Consider the following 17,099-nt stretch of genomic DNA (forward strand, 5'->3'; position numbering starts at 1 on the left):
TAAAGCGACGTTAGCGACGCGCCTGCATCATGACGATAAAGCGATCGAATAGCGGCGCCACATCACGCGGGCCGGGGCTCGCTTCCGGATGACCCTGAAAACTAAACGCAGGTCGGTCGGTCAGCTCAATCCCCTGCAGGGTGCCATCGAACAATGAACGGTGCGTCGCGCGCACGTTGGCGGGCAGCGTTGCCTCATCGGCTGCAAAGCCATGGTTTTGACTGGTGATCATGACCGTGCCGGTATCGAGATCCTGCACCGGATGGTTGGCGCCGTGGTGGCCAAGGCTCATCTTGACTGTTTTGGCCCCCGCCGCGAGTGCCAACAGCTGGTGACCCAGGCAGATACCAAACAACGGAATGTCGGTCTTCAGGATGTCTTGAATGGCTTCAATAGCGTAATCGCAGGGCCCCGGGTCACCCGGGCCGTTGGCCAGGAAAACGCCATCCGGCTTCATCGCCAGCACCTCAGCGGCAGGCGTTTGCGCGGGCACCACCGTCAGACGGCAGCCACGCGCGGCCAGCATCCGTAAAATATTAAATTTCACGCCGTAGTCGTACGCGACCACGTGATAAGGACGCTCTTGCTGAGTGGTGTCGGCGTAACCTTCACCCAAGGTCCACTCACCTTCCGACCACTCGTATGCTTCTTTACAAGAGACCTCTTTAGCCAGGTCCATCCCCTTCAGGCCAGGAAATGCCTTGGCGGCTTCCAGCGCACGCTCAACAGCGTCATCGCCTTCGGCCTCGGCACCGGCCAGAATCGCGCCATTTTGTGCGCCCTTGTCGCGCAAGAGACGTGTCAGGCGACGCGTATCGATATCAGCAATGCCCAGAATGTTCTGGCTTTTCAGATAGTCCGACAGCGTTTGTTCTGAGCGGAAACTACTCGCCAGCAGTGGAAGATCGCGAATCACCAGCCCCGCCACCGCAATCGACGCTGCTTCAACGTCTTCGGCATTGACGCCGGTATTGCCGATATGGGGGTACGTTAGCGTGACGATCTGGCGGGAGTAAGATAAGTCAGTGAGGATCTCTTGATAGCCGGTCATGGCTGTATTGAACACCACCTCACCGCTTGTGACTCCTTCCGCACCAATCGCGGTTCCGTGGAACACGCTGCCATCTTCCAAGGCCAATATGGCGGGTTTGTTCAATGCGGGGTTATTCAAGACAAGTTCTCCCATGCTGGTGGGAGCCTGTTAGGCGCAGGCTCAGCAATTGCTTCATTAATCTACGACGCTCGTTCTTAACGTTGTCGTCATGAAAACTATCATCATGAGCACCATCGTCATTAAAACTGGGGCCGTAAAAAAGCGGGACGAAGCCGATAAAAAAATCGGTTTCATCCCGCTTGTTGTTCGATGCCCGTCAGAGTCACGCAATAAGTCGCTAGCGGACTCGGGGCAGGCTTTGGGCTGGCCAACGCAACAAGCGCGCCGTCTGTTTTCCTAAGCCACCCGGCCAAAATTTTTGAAATGTTACAGGAATTCTTGGCTTAAAACTACCCCTTGGCGATAGTTCTGTTGTTCACGACAACACGCTTACTAAACAGCGTACCCGTCAGCAACAAGTGCTTACTCCAGACCCAGCACATCCTGCATGTCGTAGCGGCCGTTGTGTTTATCCGCGACCCAGCGTGCGGCGCGCACCGCCCCCTTGGCAAAGGTCATACGGCTGGAAGCCTTGTGAGTGATTTCAATACGCTCGCCTTCGGTGGCGAAAATGACCGTATGCTCGCCGACAATATCGCCCGCGCGCACAGTGGCAAATCCAATCTCTTTATCGGTACGTGGACCGCATTGCCCCACCCGCTCGAATACACCATGTTCTTTCAGGCTCCGGCCTAAGCTGTCAGCAATGACTTCGCCCATTTTAATGGCGGTGCCGGAAGGCGCATCGACCTTGTGACGATGATGGGACTCGACAATTTCAATATCGTAGCCTTCATCACCCAACGCCTTGGCGGCAGTCTCTAATAGCTTCAGGGTAAGGTTAACGCCCACACTCATGTTCGGCGCAAACACCATGGCGACCTTATCACGGTAGCTGTCGAGTTCAGTCAGCTCATCATCGCTCATGCCGGTAGTGCCAATCACAATACGCTTGCCATGCTCGGCGCAAAACGCCAGATTGGCGAGGGTCACTTGAGGGGCAGTAAAGTCGATCAATACGTCGAAATCATCAACGATGGCGGTCAGCGATTCCGCTGCATGAACAACGCACTTGCCAAGACCTGCCAATTCGCCAATATCCGCACCTGCCAGTGAGCTTCCCGGTTCAACAATGCCGCCAGCGAGAATAGCATCGGCATCCTGCTCAACAGCGTTTACTAACGTGCGGCCCATACGGCCAGCAACGCCCACAATGGCAACTCGGGTCATGCTAACTCCTGCTTGCAGTATGCGTTGCAAGTGGCCTCACAACGCATTGTCGAATCGAAAGATGTTAGATAGGCGGCGATTATAGCAGACGCGCCGGGTGATTCAGCGCTGACAGGAGCAGCGCACTAATTTTGCCAAACGATCACCAGCTCTTCATCCTTGGCCATTCGTTGAAGATGGTTTTCCACCACACCTTCCAGCTTATCCAGATGCTCCTCTTCCAGAGTCTCGATAGAGACCGCCAGCATGTCAGGCTCGGCATGCATCAGGCAGGTGCCCATATCGGGAAACACAATCTTGGCGTCCTGCTGGGTATGCTCCACTTCTAACTTGTGCGCCCAGTGTTTGCATAGACGGTTGATAATACGCTCACCAGAGGTGGTGGAAATTTCTGCACGAGATAAAGGCATGTAGGTCTCTCCTGAAAAGTGGCTATTAGCTTATGGGCCTATCCCCATGCTGCCAAATACTTAATCAAACGATAGTGCAACAAGACGTTCATTGCCTTAAAACAGCTCGGTTTCGCGCATCACCTCGACAGGTAAAACGGATTGCATGATAATGCCTCACTATGCGAATGAGAATTATGTTTAGAAGTATGATTATCAAGATTTAGCGTTGATGTACTGATTTAAACTCATGTAATAGTAGCCATTGGTTACTCCACTCTTGAATAAGTGATGAATAGGCCTATGAAACCCTGCATGTTAAAAACCCTGGCCACCGCTATAACGGCCTTAAGCTGCACGGCCGCAGTGGCCGATGACATCACCGTCACCGATGTCACCGGCCGCCAAGTCACCCTTAACACTCCTGCCGAGCGGGTTATTTTAGGCGAAGGTCGCCAAATTTATTTGCTGGGCATCCTCGAGCCCGAAGCGCCGTTTGCGCATGTGGTCGGTTGGCGCGAGGATTTCTCACAAGCAGACCCTGATAACTACGCTCGCTACCTGGAGCGCTTCCCCGACCTGGAAAGCATTCCCACGTTCGGCGGTTTCAAGGATGGTACTTTTGACGTCGAACAGGCCGCATCGCTGACCCCTGACGTCGTGCTCATGAACCTTGAAGCCAAAGCAGCGACTGAAGACGCCGCCTATAACGATAAACTCGCTCAGCTTGGCATCCCCATCGTTTACGTGGATTTCCGCGAGGATCCTATTGAGCATACGATTCCCTCCATGCGGCTGATGGGCCAGATCATGGGCGAAGAAGAGGCTGCCGAGGCCTTTATCGCGTTTGCCGAAGAACAGCTGGCCCGCGTGACCGATGTAATTAGCGAGGCCAACCCAGACCGGCCGAGTGTCTTTATTGACCGTGCTGGCGGCTATTCTGATGAGTGCTGCATGAGCTTCGGCGCCGCCAACTTTGGCGAATACGTGACGCTGGCGGGCGGTACCAACATCGCCGAAGACATTATTCCGGGCAGTTTCGGCAACCTGAATCCTGAACAGATTATTGCCGCCAATCCCGATCACGTCGTTGTGACTGGTGGCAATTGGGACGCTTATGTCCCCGGTGGCGACTGGGTAGGCATGGGACCAGGCTCTGACATGCAGCGCGCCCGCGCCAAACTGGAAGCCCTCACTGAACGCACCGCCATGACCGGCATTCAGGCAGTTGAGGAGGGTAACTTCCATGCTATCTGGCATCAGTTTTACAACAGCCCCTACTATTTTGTGGCCGTTCAGCAGCTAGCCAAGTGGTTCCATCCGGAACTCTTTGAAGATCTCGACCCCGAAGCCACCATGCAGGAACTGCACGAGCGCTTCTTACCGATCGACTACGAGCCAGGCTATTGGGTCACACTGAATGACGAGTGAAACGATGAGCAGGGAAGAACTCTCCCAAGGGCGCGTTTTTTATCGTACTCAGGTCTTTCGCCGCCAAATGATATTGGCGGCGCTGGTGGTGGCGCTGTTTTTAAGCCTATGCGTGGACTTGGCCCTGGGCCCGGCCCGCTATAGTTTGGGAGAAGTGGTCGCCGCGCTGTTTACGCCGGATAACGTGAGCCAGCAGGCCCGGGTGATTCTCTGGGAAATCCGCATGCCGGTCGCCTTGATGGCGCTGGTCGTGGGAGCTAGCCTGTCGGTCGCCGGTGCCCAGATGCAAACCATTTTGAGCAACCCGCTGGCCAGTCCCTTTACATTGGGCATTTCGGCAGGGGCAAGCTTCGGCGCCGCTCTTGGGCTTGCCTTTGGCGTCGCGATAGTCCCTGCCGCCGTCGAATTTATCGTGCCTCTCAATGCCTTCATCATGGCCATGTTCACTGCGTTCTTGATCCACGCACTGAGCCTTAAGCGCGGCGTCACGGTGGAAACCATCGTGCTTCTCGGCATCGCCATGGTCTTCATCTTCAACTCATTGATGTCGCTGATCCAGTTTTTTGCAAGCCAGGAAGCTGTCTCGGCAGTGGTGTTCTGGACCATGGGCAGCCTGACCAAAGCCACCTGGCCCAAGTTCTGGATTGCGCTGGGAATACTTGCAGCGGTCATCCCCCTGCTTGCCCGCCACGGCTGGGCGCTTACCGCCATGCGCCTGGGCGATGCCAAGGCCGAGAGCATGGGTGTAAAGCCCCGTGCGCTGCGCCTGGAAGTACTGATTCTGGTGTCTCTACTGGCTGCCGTAGCGGTGGCTTTCGTAGGCACCATCGGCTTTATCGGCCTGGTAGGGCCGCATATCGCGCGTATTTTACTGGGCGAGGATCAACGCTTCTTCTTACCCGGCTCGGCGCTGTGCGGCGCACTGATCCTGTCGGTGGGCTCGGTTATTTCCAAAATCATTATCCCGGGCACCATTATTCCCATCGGTATCATTACCTCACTGGTGGGCATTCCCTTCTTCCTGTTTCTCGTGCTTAACCACAAGAAGGCCTCATGGTAACCCTACAGTTAGATCACGTATCGGCGCGCTATGGGCGCCGCGCCATTTTACAAGAGATCACCACCCCTACCTTTCGGGGTGGGCAAATAGTGGCCTTGCTGGGTCCAAATGCTGCTGGCAAATCGACGCTTTTCCGGCGAATTCTGGGCCTGTTGAAAGGCGAAGGTGTGGTTAATATCAACGGCACCAGCGTTGATCGTCCCGTGGCCTACATGCCCCAGGATACCGGTGCCCGAGCGGTGCTGACGGTCTACGAATCGGTGCTGTTGGCACGCATGCAGGGGCGTAGCCTTAAAGTACAGCCCGAGGATCTAGCCCAGGTGGACCGTGCGCTGGCTGAGCTTTCTATCACCTCGCTGGGTGAGCGCGATATCGGCAATCTTAGCGGCGGCCAGCGTCAGCTTGTCAGTGCTGCCCAAGCGCTGGTGCAAGAGCCCGAGATATTGATGCTGGATGAACCTACTTCAGCGCTCGATCTCAATCGTCAGATCAACCTGCTGACCGTGCTGCGCCGCCTGGCCGACGAGCGCAACATGCTGATTCTGGTGGCGTTGCATGATCTGGGCCACGCGCTACGTTTTACCGACGCCTCAATGGTGCTCGAAAACGGCCGCCTGATCGCCTGCGGCCCCACGGCGGAAGTGATTACCCCTGCGCTCCTGCTCCAGGTGTATAAAGTCACCGCTCGTATTGAGTCGTGCTCGAAGGGCCGGCCTCAGCTTATTGTCGAAGAAGCCATTTAAGCTATCGCATCAAACACCGGCGGGCGGACTTCATAGCCCGCCGGTTGCCTGAATCACTCGCCTTGTAACTCCTCCCTCATATCCGCCACCTCTTCAGGTGAAACGGCTGCCGCTGCATTCCCCCAGCTGTTACGAACAAACGTCAGCACGCTGGCGATTTCATTATCATCCAGATTCCAGGCGAACGACGGCATGGCGGGCGCCGTAGGCTTGGCATCGGTGGCCACCGGGCGGCTACCCGCCAGCACGACCCGTATCAAAGAGGAAGTGTTGTCACCATTGACCAGCGGGTTGCTTGCCAGCTGTGGAAAGATACCGTCCTCGCCTCCTCCGTCAGGCGTATGGCAACCCGAACAGCGGTCAAAATAGATATGACTGCCGGCCCTGACCTGGGCATCATCTTCCGGCAGCGGCTCGGGTGGCTCACGATCCCAGTCAGATGACTCCATGCCCGCGCCGGTCAACAAGTAGCGCGCTACGGCATACAGGTCGTCATCGGTCCAGTGCTGAGATGAGTGACGCACTTCATCGGCCATCGGACTAGAAGCAAAATCATAGCGATTACCGCCGGTTTTCAGATACTCGACCAGCTCATCTTCGCTCCAGCCACCAATACCAACATGGGTATTCGGCGTGATGTTGGGGGCATACCAGCCATCGACAGTGGCACCGGTAAACTTGTTGCTGCCCTCGCCGCCCATGAAGTTGCGGGGCGTATGGCAGGTTCCACAATGACCCAAACTTTCAACCAAGTAAGCACCTCGATTGATCTCATCGGACTGCTGCGGGTCGGGCTCAAACTTCTGTTGATCAAAGTTTAACCAGTTCCAGCCTCTCATCACTGAGCGGATGCTGAATGGAAAAGGTAACTGGTTGGCCTCCACTGCATTCTCGACCGGCGTAATGGTTTGCAGATACGACCATAAATCCTGGATATCCTCATCGTGCATCAGGGTGTAGGAGGGATACGGCATGGCAGGATAAAGATGATAGCCACCCTTGCCTACCCCCTCGGTCATCGCCGCCTTGAAGTCTTCATAGCGCCAGCGGCCAAGGCCAGTTTCAAGATCAGGCGTGATATTAGGTGCGACCAGCGTGCCGAAAGGGGTTTCCAACGCCACCCCGCCAGATAACGGTTGCTGTTCATTGGCCGTATGGCAGGCCGCACAATCACCTAACACACTGATGTAGCGTCCGCGTTCGATATCCTGATATTCGGTACTGGCCGCCCATACCGAGATAGGCAGCAGCGCCAACGTAACCCCCATGAGCGTTTTCATGTGCTGATCATCTCCCCGGGGTTGCGCAGATAATGATTGACGATGCCGTCCGCGGCCTTGAAGGCCAGCGCCCCGACGGTACCGGTGGGGTTGTAGCCTGGGTTCTGTGGGAAGGCGGAGGCACCGACCACGAACAAATTGGGCACACCCCATACCTGCAGATATTTGTTGACCGAGCTTGTGCTGGGGTCAGCGCCCATGATGAAACCACCCACCACATGCGAGGACTGATAGGGCCGCCCATCCCAGGGGCCGACACGCGGGTTGGCAACGATCTGGCGTGGATTCATGCGTCGGGCAATCTCCGCCGTTTTCTCGGTCACGTACTGCGCCATACGAAGATCGTTGTCGGTGAAATCGAAGGTGATGCGCAGCAGCGGCCTGCCCAGTCGGTCCCGGTAGGTAGGGTCCAGTGAGAGGTAGTTGTTAGGCGATGAGTAATTGCTTGCTTCGCAGCCGATCGACATCGTACTGGCGTAGTTATCTACCGTGGCGCGCTTCCAGTTAGAGCCCCAGCGCGGCGTTCCCGGCGGTGTCGGCCGAGCGTTGATCGGCGTGGCACCAATAGGTGTGACGCGGGTGCTGCCACCGCCGAAAAATCCAAGCCCCGAGTGGTCGAAGTTATCGTTGTTGAACTCGTCGATCCCCATCCCCACGGCGCCAGCGCCAATGTACGGGTTGAAGTTCTTGTTATCGAAAAAGAGCTGCACGTTGTTGGCTGTCTGATAGGCGTAGTTGCGACCCGTCGTGCCACGGCGCGTGGCCGGATCATAGGCTTCGCCAATGTTTGAGGTGAGCATTAGGCGCACATTTTCGAAGGTAAACGCGGCAATCACCACGATCTCGGCCGGTTGCTCCCATCGGCGCCCGGCGGAATCGACGTAAACGATGCCGGTAGCGCGACGCCCAGCAGAATCGGTGGTGACCTGGAGTACTTCACAGTGGGTGCGCGCTTCGAAGTTATCCTTGCGGATCAGCGCCGGCAGCACGGTGGTAATAGCGCTGGCCTTAGAGTAGTTGGCACACCCGTAGTTGGTGCAAAACCCGCAGAAGGTACACGGGCCCATCGTGACACCCAGCGGGTTGGTATAGGTCTGAGAGACGAGCGATGCGGGTACCGGAAACGGTTGATAGCCCATCTCGCGGGCCGTATCGGCGAACAACGTCGGTGAATAGGGTTGCTTGAGCGGCGGGTTGGGGTAGTCGCTTGAGCGCTCCCCTTCGAAAGGATTGCCGCCCGCCTGCTTACCGCCGATGAGATTACCGGCGCGCCCAGAAGTACCGGCAATTTTCTCGAACGCATCGTAATGCGGCTCCATCTCGCTCCAGTCGGTTCCCCAATCCTGCAGAGAAAGCTCGTCGGGAATCGAATCCGCCCCGTAGCGCTCTTCCAGGTGGCTCTTCAGCCGAAACTCTTCAGGCTGGAAACGGAACGTGATGCCTGCCCAGTGATTGCCTGCGCCCCCCGTGCCATTGCCGGGATGGAACGAGCCCCACTGGCGCATCGGCAGTGCCGTCTGAGAAGGGTTGTTACGCATGGTGATGGTGTTCTGGGCGGTGCGCAGCATCAGTTCCTGGCGCTGTGCGTAGCGCAACTCGTCGGTGACCGAGGCGATATTGAAGTCTTTGGCCGTATCACGCCACGGCCCACGCTCAACACCCACCACACGAAGGCCTGCATCAACAAGCTGATTGGCGATAATCGCGCCAGCCCAGCCGAGCCCGACCACCACTGCATCGGTAGGAGGTAATTTAGTTGCCATATCTCTGCTATCCCTGCGTTTGCCAATCTGAACGCCCGCCAATACTGACTGGCTCGAACCTCAAGTCTTCATTGTGGCGTTCGACATAGTTGCGGTAGTCGTAGCGAGCGCCGGGAAAGCCCAGCATCTTCCAGGAGACCATGTCGCGATTACCGCCATATAAAGGATCAGCAAAGAAGCCTTCCATGGTGTTCTGCAGCACGATCTCGAAAAAGAGCAAGGTATCGATATCGTCGAGCTGGATGTCATTCTGCTCTAGCTGGGACAATATTTGATCGCGCTGGTCACCACTAAGCTCGGCAAAAGCCGCGTTATGCTCATGACGGCAGTAGTCATTAAGCGAGCCGAGGCCAAGACGGTAACGCTGCTGCGGCGTTAAGGCAGACTGATCACCCTGCTCGGGCCTACCATCCTGAAAAGGGCCATGCATATAAAGCCGCTCAAACCCGCCATAGGCGCTCGCCAACTGACGATCAATAAATATCGCGCAGCCCGCATCCTTACCGCTCATGCTCAAATCATCTTCAGGGATCAGGCGCTCGACGATGGCCTCAACGGTAGCCGCCTCTTCTTCAGTAAAAAATTGCCACTCTGCCTCGGTATCGACCGGGGCGACGGCGACATTATCCAAGGGCTTCCACGTGGGTGTTCCTTGAAGCGTCAGCGCCTGCACGGGGACAGAAGCGCCAATCAATAGTGCCGCCGACGACCCCAAAAGCTCCCTTCGGGTTAGCCCGCCGGGTTCGGCGGTATCGTCTTTATTTTTCATCACTCCCTCAACTTGTCTGGCATGCGCTATATAACGCGATGCGTGAACACGGTAGGTATTAACTATTATTAAATATAGATAACAAGCTAACTATCATGTTAACCATAGGAGAAGCGTCGCGTTATCGCAATGATGAGGTCGAATTTAATTAGCAAAATCAGATGTAATACACGAGGAGGGGTAATATTGATGAGCCGGAGAAGGCGCCCCAACAAACCGCTTTATTGAGGCGGGCAAAGGCTAACGCTTAGCAAACGTTATGCACGGCAGGAAAAATCAAAAAAGAAACTAGAGGCGCCGCGCGCCTCACAAAGGGCAACCTCAGCTTATTGTCGAAGAGGCCGTTTAAAGCGCCGGCCTTCAAGCGCTGCCAAGCCAACCCCACTCACCATTAGCGGCAGCGCCAGCAAGAAACTACTGGACACCGGGATACCAAACAGCGCCCAGTCGGCGATGATAGGCCAGACCAAGGCCACATACTCAAAGGGAGCCAGCCGCGAGACTTCGGCATAGCGAAACGCCAACGTCATGGCGATGTGCCCTGCCCCGCCAAATAACCCCGAAAGCACCAATAGGCCTAATTCTGTGGGGCTCAACGAGGCCCACCCCAGCGGCAGCGTCGCCAGTCCGGCCAACGACGACACTAAAATAAAATAGAACGCAATGGAGCCAGCGGTCTCGGTACGCGAAATGCGCCGAACGGTAAGCAGCGCCCCTGCGGTCAATAGCGCCCCGACCGTTCCCAACACATAGCCCATCAGCCGACCGTCGCCGGACTCGGCGTTAAGGTTAGGCACGACCAGCACCGCCATGCCGGCCAGCGCGAGCACAATGGCACCCGCCCGATAAAACGAGAACCGCTCGCCCAATAGCAGCACCCCACCGATCGCCATAAAGATAGGCGCCAGTTGGACCAACAGCGTCGCCTCGGCCACCGGCAGAAACGCCACGGCGGAAAACGAGAAGAACATCGCCGCCGCGCCCAGCCCTGAACGCAATAAATGGCCCATCGGCCGACGGGTGGCCAGCGCCTTGGGAAACTCCCGGCGAATCATTAAAAAGATGACGATGGGTAATAGCGCAAACAGCGAACGGAAAAACACTGACTGGCCCACCGGCACCGCATCACTTACGGCTTTAATACATACCAACATGCCAGCAAACATCAGGCCTGACAGGATCCTGAGCCAGATACCCCAGACGGGTTTATCCTGAAGATTATTCATTGCGCGTTACATTCCCCAAATAAACAAAAACCCCCGGGCGAACCGAGGGTTTTGAGCTTACTATCGACTGATGGCTATCAATTCAGCGTTACGGCTTCATATCTTCAAAAAAGCTTTTCACGCTATCGAAGAAACCGGTCTTCTTCGGCGAGTGGTTGTGGCTGTTGCTGTCGTCGAAGCTCTGTTGCAGCTGACGCAATAGATCACGCTGCTCGTCGTTCAGCTTCACCGGCGTTTCAACCACCACCTTGCACAGTAAGTCACCCGGCATACCGCCGCGTACTGGCTTAACCCCTTTACCACGCAGGCGGAAAAGTCTGCCTGTTTGGGTTTCCGGCGGAATCTTCAGCTTCACACGGCCATCCAGGGTAGGCACTTCAAGCTCGCCACCTAGCGCTGCGTCGACAAAGTTGATCGGCACATCACACTGCAGATGCTTACCGTCACGCTGGAAAATATGGTGAGGTTTGATGGCCACTTGCACGTAAAGATCACCCGGCGGGCCACCGTTGACGCCGCTTTCACCTTCACCGTTCAAGCGGATACGGTCACCGGTATCAACCCCTGGCGGAATCTTGACCGACAGCGTGCGTGTCTCACGTACACGCCCTTCGCCATTACACTTGTGGCACGGCACTTTGATGTGCTGGCCAGAGCCATGACACGTCGGGCACGTTTGCTGCACGGCGAAAAAGCCTTGCTGCATACGTACCTGACCATGACCGTGACAGGTCGGGCAGGTTTCTTTGGAAGAGCCTGGTTCGGCGCCACCGCCATCACAACGGTCACACTCGATATGCCGAGGCACACGAATGTCCACCGTTGTACCGGAGACGGCGTTTTCTAGATCCAGCTCCAGGTTGTAACGCAGGTCGGACCCGCGTGCTGGCGCATTGGGGCCACGACGGCGACCGCCGCCGCCACCAAAGATATCGCCAAACACGTCGCCGAAAATGTCGCTGAAATCACCAGCACCCGCGCCGCCGAAACCGCCACCACCACCTTGGCCATCAACGCCTGCATGGCCAAACTGGTCATAGGCAGCGCGCTTTTCACCGTCGCTGAGCACTTCGTATGCTTCGGACACTTCACGGAATTTTTCCGCAGAGTTGGTATCGTCCGGGTTTCGGTCAGGGTGGAATTTTTGCGCCAGACGGCGATAGGCCTTCTTGATCTCTTTCTGATCGGCCCCTTTTTCAACACCCAGGACTTCGTAATAATCGCGCTTGGACATAGGCCCTACGCCTCCTGGTTAGTTACGCACTCAACTGCACATTACGTGCGCCTTGGCCGCGGAAACAGCAACGCGGGAGTTGCCTCCCGCGTCACCACTTTCCTTGGCAGAAAGAGGTTGTTACTGCTTCTTCTGATCGTCGTTGACTTCTTCGTACTCGGCGTCAACAACATCGTCTTCCGGCTTGGAACCAGTAGTATCGGCGCCTTCACCACCCTCTTGCTGAGCCGCTTCGGCCTGCTCGGCGTACATTTTCTGGGCTAACTGACCAGAGGCTTCGGTCAGCGCGTCCAGTTTTGCCTGGATGTGATCAACATCGTCGCCTTTGACTGCTTCTTCCAGCTCGCTGATGGCGGTCTGAATCGACTCTTTCTCTTCGTCGGTTGCCTTGTCGCCAGCTTCTTCAAGCGTTTTGCGCGTAGCGTGGATCATGCCATCGGCTTGGTTACGCAGTTGCACTAACGCTTCGAACTTTTTGTCCTCTTCAGCGTGTGCTTCAGCATCGCGCACCATTTGCTCGACTTCTTCGTCCGAGAGACCGCTAGAAGCCTTGATGACGATAGACTGCTCTTTACCAGTGGCCTTGTCTTTCGCCGACACGTTCAGAATACCGTTGGCATCCAGATCGAAGGCAACTTCGATCTGCGGCACGCCGCGCGGAGCAGGCGGAATATCAGCAAGGTCAAAACGACCCAGCGACTTATTCTGCGACACTTGCTTACGCTCGCCCTGTACCGCGTGAATGGTCACGGCCGTTTGGTTGTCATCCGCCGTGGAGAAGGTTTGCGTCTTCTTCGTGGGGATGGTGGTGTTCTTCTCGATCAGCGGCGTCATCACGCCACCCAGGGTTTCGATACCCAGGGTCAGCGGAGTGACGTCCAGCAGCAGCACGTCTTTCACGTCGCCGCCCAATACACCGCCTTGAATCGCAGCACCGACCGCTACCGCTTCATCAGGGTTAACGTCTTTGCGTGCTTCTTTACCGAAGAAGTCAGCCGCTTTCTTCTGCACCATCGGCATACGTGTCTGACCACCGACCAGAATCACTTCGTCGATTTCAGACGCAGACAGACCAGCATCTTTCAACGCCATTTTGCACGGCTCTAGCGAACGCTGAACCAGCTCTTCTACCAGCGACTCAAGCTTGGCGCGTGTCACCTTAACGTTAAGGTGTTTCGGGCCAGTGTTGTCGGCAGTAATGTACGGCAGGTTGACATCGGTCTGTTGAGCGCTAGACAGCTCAATCTTGGCTTTCTCAGCCGCCTCTTTCAGACGCTGCATGGCCAGGTTGTCACCCGAGAGATCAATGCCGCTATCGGCTTTGAACTGGTCAACCAGGTAATTAATAAGTGCCAAGTCAAAGTCTTCGCCGCCCAGGAAGGTGTCACCATTGGTGGCCAACACTTCAAACTGGGTTTCACCGTCAACATCGGCGATTTCAATGATCGAAATATCAAACGTACCGCCACCCAGGTCATAAACCGCGATGGTTTTATCGCCGCGCGACTTGTCCATACCGTAGGCCAGTGCGGCAGCAGTCGGCTCGTTGATAATGCGCTTAACGTCTAAACCGGCGATGCGGCCTGCATCTTTCGTGGCTTGGCGCTGGCTGTCGTTGAAGTAAGCCGGCACGGTAATCACCGCGTCGGTCACCGCTTCACCTAAATAGTCTTCAGCGGTTTTTTTCATTTTCTTCAACACTTCCGCGCTCACCTGCGGCGGTGCCATTTTCTTGCCTTTTACTTCAACCCAGGCATCACCGTTATCTGCTTCGGTGATCTTGTAAGGCACCATCTTGATGTCTTTTTGAACGACATCGTCTTTAAAACGACGGCCGATCAGACGCTTGATGGCGTACAACGTGTTCTCTGGGTTCGTCACCGCCTGGCGTTTTGCCGCCTGACCGACCAGCGTTTCGCCGTCGTCGGTATACGCGATGATAGAAGGCGTCGTACGGCCGCCTTCGGCGTTTTCGATTACTTTAGCACTGTCACCATCAAGCACGGCCACACAAGAGTTGGTGGTGCCCAGGTCGATACCAATTATACGTCCCATAGCAATACCTCGAATTCGGTTGTTACAAAACTGAAAATTTAGACTTTTAAAACAAGTTTGCGGGTTTCCCCGCGGGGTTGCCCTTTATTTGGGGGCCGCCGCTAACTTTTCAAGGCCTTTTTTTCATACCTTGTGCTGACATTTGCTTAATTGGCTTTCTGGCTGACGACCACCATGGCCGGACGCACCAAGCGCCCATTGAGTAAATAGCCTTTCTGCATAACGTCCATCACGGTGTTCGGGTCAAGATCCGGGTTGGGCACCATGGTCATGGCTTCGTGCACCTGAGGGTCAAAAGGCTCGCCATGGGGTTCAATGCTTTCAACGCCAAACTTGTTGAGCACGTCCAGCTGCATTTTCAAGGTCATCGAAACGCCTTCACGATGAATGTCGGAGGCGCCTTCTTCCATGGTCTCAAGCGCTTTTTCCAAGCTATCCACGACCGGCAAGAGCTCTTTAACGAACTTCTCAAGCGCAAATTTGCGTGCTTTCTCAGCTTCCTGCTCGGCGCGGCGACGCACATTTTGCGCTTCTGCAGCGGCACGCAGCGCTTGGTCCTTGGCATCGGCCAGGTTTTGCTCTAGCTCGCTTACCTGAGCCGCCAGCATTTCCGCTTCCGGGTTATCAACATTGGCGTCTAATGACTCATCATCGTTGATCAGACCTTCTAGCTCGCCCTCCATCAAGCGATCTTCAGCCACCTTTTCAGCCGCTTGCTCGGCGCCCTCAGCCTCATGCTCGTGGCGGGCCAGTTCGTCATCCATTGGGGTTTGCGGTTCTTTCGCCATGTTGTGCTCCTAAACAGTAACCGTCGGGCGCTGCCACGATGGGCTTTGCGCAAAGATGTAAGGCTTTAAGTCACTAGCTTTAACCCACTATGCACGCTATATGGGGGCCATAAATTTCATCTCAAGAGGTGCATTGAAGTGAGTTATTAACTACTGTATAAATCAACAACTATTGGATAAGTATCCAGCTTCTGTGCCGGACCGCCTCAGGAGGCGCCATGCTTACTCAGCTCGCTATACGAGATTTCGCCATCGTCGATCACTTAGAACTTGATCTGACCGGGGGCATGACCGCTATTACCGGAGAGACCGGCGCGGGTAAATCGATTCTTTTAGGGGCGCTTGGGCTTTGCCTGGGCGAACGCGCCGACGCCGGAAGTGTTCGCCATGGATGCGAACGCACCGACCTTTCTGCGCGCTTTGACATTCAACACCTCCCCGCCGCGTTTGAATGGCTGAAGACACGTGAACTCCCCACGGATGAGTGCTTGCTACGCCGGGTGGTCACCGCCAGCGGCCGTTCTAAAGCGTGGATTAACGGTCAGCCTGCGACTATCTCTGATCTAAAATCGCTGGGTGAACAGCTTATCCAGATACACGGGCAGCATGCACATCACGCGTTAATGCGCGAAGAGACGCATCTAACCCTATTGGACGATTACGCAGGCCTCGGTGATACCGTAGCGGGATTAGCCCTTACGTTCCGAGAATGGCGTCAGGCACGCCGACAGCTCAAGAAACTAAGTGAAGAAGGTAGTGAAGTAGAAGCTAAGCGGCAACTACTGCGTTATCAGGTTGAAGAGCTGGATCAGCTCGGCTTGGCGGATGGCGAATTAGCGACCCTGGAAGAAGAGCAACATACGCTTGCCCACGCCGAAGAAACCCTGCGTGAAACTCAGTTTGCTGCCGACTGCTGCGCAAGCGATGACGGCGGCGCGCTGTCATTGCTCAATCAAGCCTTCGCCCACCTAAGCGCCCTGCCGGGCAGCGACAAAGGCACCTTAGCGAACACACTCGCCATGCTGAGTGATGCACGCATCCAGGTTGAAGAAGCCTCCAGCGAACTCAATCGTCTTGCCAGCACGACCGAGCTCGACCCTGAACGGCTCGCCTGGGTCGAAGAAAGGATGGCCGATGTTCATCGGATTGCCCGTAAACATCACGTTGCGCCTGAAGAATTATGCGCACTGCATGCGGATTTACAGCGCGAAGTCGCGCAGTTAGAAGGGGGCGAAAACGATCTGGAAGCCTTGAGCGCCCAAGTGGTCGAGTATCGCGAACGCTACCGACAAGAAGCTAAAAAACTCAGCGATAGCCGCCAAAAAGCCGCGCTTCGCTTGGGTAAAGAAGTACAACAGCAGTTGGGCTATCTGGCCATGGGCAAAGCCCGCTTTGAAGTGGCGGTCAGTGCAAAAGAAGCACCTTCGCCAGAAGGCCTTGATCGTGTGCAGTTTTTGATTAGCGCCAACCCCGGCCAACCAGCACGCCCCTTAACCAAGGTGGCTTCTGGCGGTGAGTTATCGCGTATTAGCCTGGCGATTCAAGTCGTCGCGGCTACCCATTCGACAGTTCCCAGCCTGGTCTTTGATGAAGTGGATGTGGGTATTTCGGGCGCCACTGCCGAGATTGTCGGCCAATTACTGCGCAAGCTGGGCCAAAACGGCCAAGTAATGACCGTGACCCACCTTCCGCAGGTGGCGGCACAGGCTCATCAGCACCTCCATATCGAAAAGCAGGCAAAACGCGATACCACGCTTACCCAGATGGCGTTGCTAAACGAGCAGGGCCGCATCAGCGAGCTTGCACGCATGCTGGGCGGCGTCACGCTTTCTGACCAAACGCTGGCTCATGCCCGTGAAATGCTACACGCTAGCCAGCGACCCCCGCATTAAGCGCATTAAGTAAAGGGACACGCCGACGCGTTTCTTACACGCAGCCGAAAACGCCCCTGGATAAGGGGCGTTTTAATTTCTGAGCA

At 55.9% G+C, this 17,099-nt stretch carries 14 protein-coding genes; 4 read left to right on the forward strand and 10 right to left on the reverse strand.

Features of this window, described 5'->3' with window-relative positions; translation table 11 throughout:
- Positions 1-10: 10 nt before the first annotated feature.
- From carA to ACFFLD_RS18765, 3 genes are all read right to left on the reverse strand, one after another.
- Positions 11-1,156 carry a glutamine-hydrolyzing carbamoyl-phosphate synthase small subunit gene (carA, locus tag ACFFLD_RS18755; RefSeq protein ID WP_386043408.1) on the reverse strand — a complete coding sequence of 382 codons (1,146 nt, stop codon included), beginning with the start codon at positions 1,154-1,156 and terminating at the stop codon, positions 11-13.
- Between the two features lie 420 nt (positions 1,157-1,576).
- Entirely contained in the window at positions 1,577-2,383 is an 807-nt protein-coding gene (dapB, locus tag ACFFLD_RS18760; protein ID WP_386043039.1) for a 4-hydroxy-tetrahydrodipicolinate reductase, read from the reverse strand.
- 125 nt (positions 2,384-2,508) lie between these two features.
- Entirely contained in the window at positions 2,509-2,793 is a 285-nt protein-coding gene (locus tag ACFFLD_RS18765; protein WP_386043040.1) for a DUF2218 domain-containing protein, read from the reverse strand.
- 294 nt (positions 2,794-3,087) lie between these two features.
- On the opposite strand from ACFFLD_RS18765, the gene ACFFLD_RS18770 reads away from it, so the two are divergent.
- From ACFFLD_RS18770 to ACFFLD_RS18780, 3 genes are read left to right on the forward strand one after another with little or no spacing between them, the layout of a single operon-like run.
- Positions 3,088-4,203 (forward strand): ABC transporter substrate-binding protein, encoded by a 1,116-nt coding sequence (locus tag ACFFLD_RS18770; protein ID WP_386043041.1) that lies wholly within the window; start codon positions 3,088-3,090, stop codon positions 4,201-4,203.
- Positions 4,204-4,207: 4 nt separating this feature from the next.
- Positions 4,208-5,263 (forward strand): FecCD family ABC transporter permease, encoded by a 1,056-nt coding sequence (locus tag ACFFLD_RS18775; protein ID WP_386043042.1) that lies wholly within the window; start codon positions 4,208-4,210, stop codon positions 5,261-5,263.
- Entirely contained in the window at positions 5,257-6,006 is a 750-nt protein-coding gene (locus tag ACFFLD_RS18780) for an ABC transporter ATP-binding protein (protein ID WP_386043043.1), read from the forward strand. Before ACFFLD_RS18775 ends, ACFFLD_RS18780 begins: the two co-directional genes overlap by 7 nt.
- A gap of 53 nt (positions 6,007-6,059) precedes the next feature.
- On the opposite strand, the gene ACFFLD_RS18785 is transcribed toward ACFFLD_RS18780, so the two are convergent.
- From ACFFLD_RS18785 to grpE, 7 genes are all read right to left on the reverse strand, one after another.
- A complete protein-coding gene (locus ACFFLD_RS18785; RefSeq protein ID WP_386043044.1) occupies positions 6,060-7,286 on the reverse strand; it encodes a c-type cytochrome in 1,227 nt (408 codons plus the stop codon).
- Complete coding sequence (locus tag ACFFLD_RS18790) at positions 7,283-9,049, reverse strand: GMC family oxidoreductase (RefSeq protein WP_386043045.1); 1,767 nt, start codon at positions 9,047-9,049, stop codon at positions 7,283-7,285. The genes ACFFLD_RS18785 and ACFFLD_RS18790 overlap by 4 nt, the downstream gene beginning before the upstream one ends.
- Before the next feature lie 7 nt (positions 9,050-9,056).
- Complete coding sequence (locus ACFFLD_RS18795) at positions 9,057-9,818, reverse strand: gluconate 2-dehydrogenase subunit 3 family protein (protein ID WP_386043046.1); 762 nt, start codon at positions 9,816-9,818, stop codon at positions 9,057-9,059.
- A gap of 326 nt (positions 9,819-10,144) precedes the next feature.
- Positions 10,145-11,044, reverse strand: coding sequence for a DMT family transporter (locus ACFFLD_RS18800; protein WP_386043047.1), 900 nt, complete (start codon positions 11,042-11,044; stop codon positions 10,145-10,147).
- A gap of 88 nt (positions 11,045-11,132) precedes the next feature.
- Positions 11,133-12,278, reverse strand: a complete 1,146-nt coding sequence (gene dnaJ / locus ACFFLD_RS18805) for a molecular chaperone DnaJ (RefSeq protein WP_386043048.1) — start codon at positions 12,276-12,278, stop codon at positions 11,133-11,135.
- 120 nt (positions 12,279-12,398) lie between these two features.
- Positions 12,399-14,333: a molecular chaperone DnaK gene (dnaK, locus tag ACFFLD_RS18810; RefSeq protein WP_386043049.1), complete on the reverse strand. Its 1,935-nt coding sequence runs from the start codon at positions 14,331-14,333 to the stop codon at positions 12,399-12,401.
- Positions 14,334-14,479: 146 nt separating this feature from the next.
- On the reverse strand, positions 14,480-15,121 hold the full coding sequence (gene grpE / locus ACFFLD_RS18815; protein WP_386043050.1) for a nucleotide exchange factor GrpE: 642 nt from the start codon (positions 15,119-15,121) through the stop codon (positions 14,480-14,482).
- 218 nt (positions 15,122-15,339) lie between these two features.
- Here grpE and recN point away from each other — a divergent pair, with 218 nt between their 5' ends.
- Positions 15,340-17,013, forward strand: coding sequence for a DNA repair protein RecN (gene recN, locus ACFFLD_RS18820; RefSeq protein WP_386043051.1), 1,674 nt, complete (start codon positions 15,340-15,342; stop codon positions 17,011-17,013).
- Positions 17,014-17,099 lie beyond the last annotated feature (86 nt).

Origin of the sequence: Vreelandella sulfidaeris (genome assembly GCF_042429665.1) — a bacterium.
Lineage (GTDB): Bacteria > Pseudomonadota > Gammaproteobacteria > Pseudomonadales > Halomonadaceae > Vreelandella.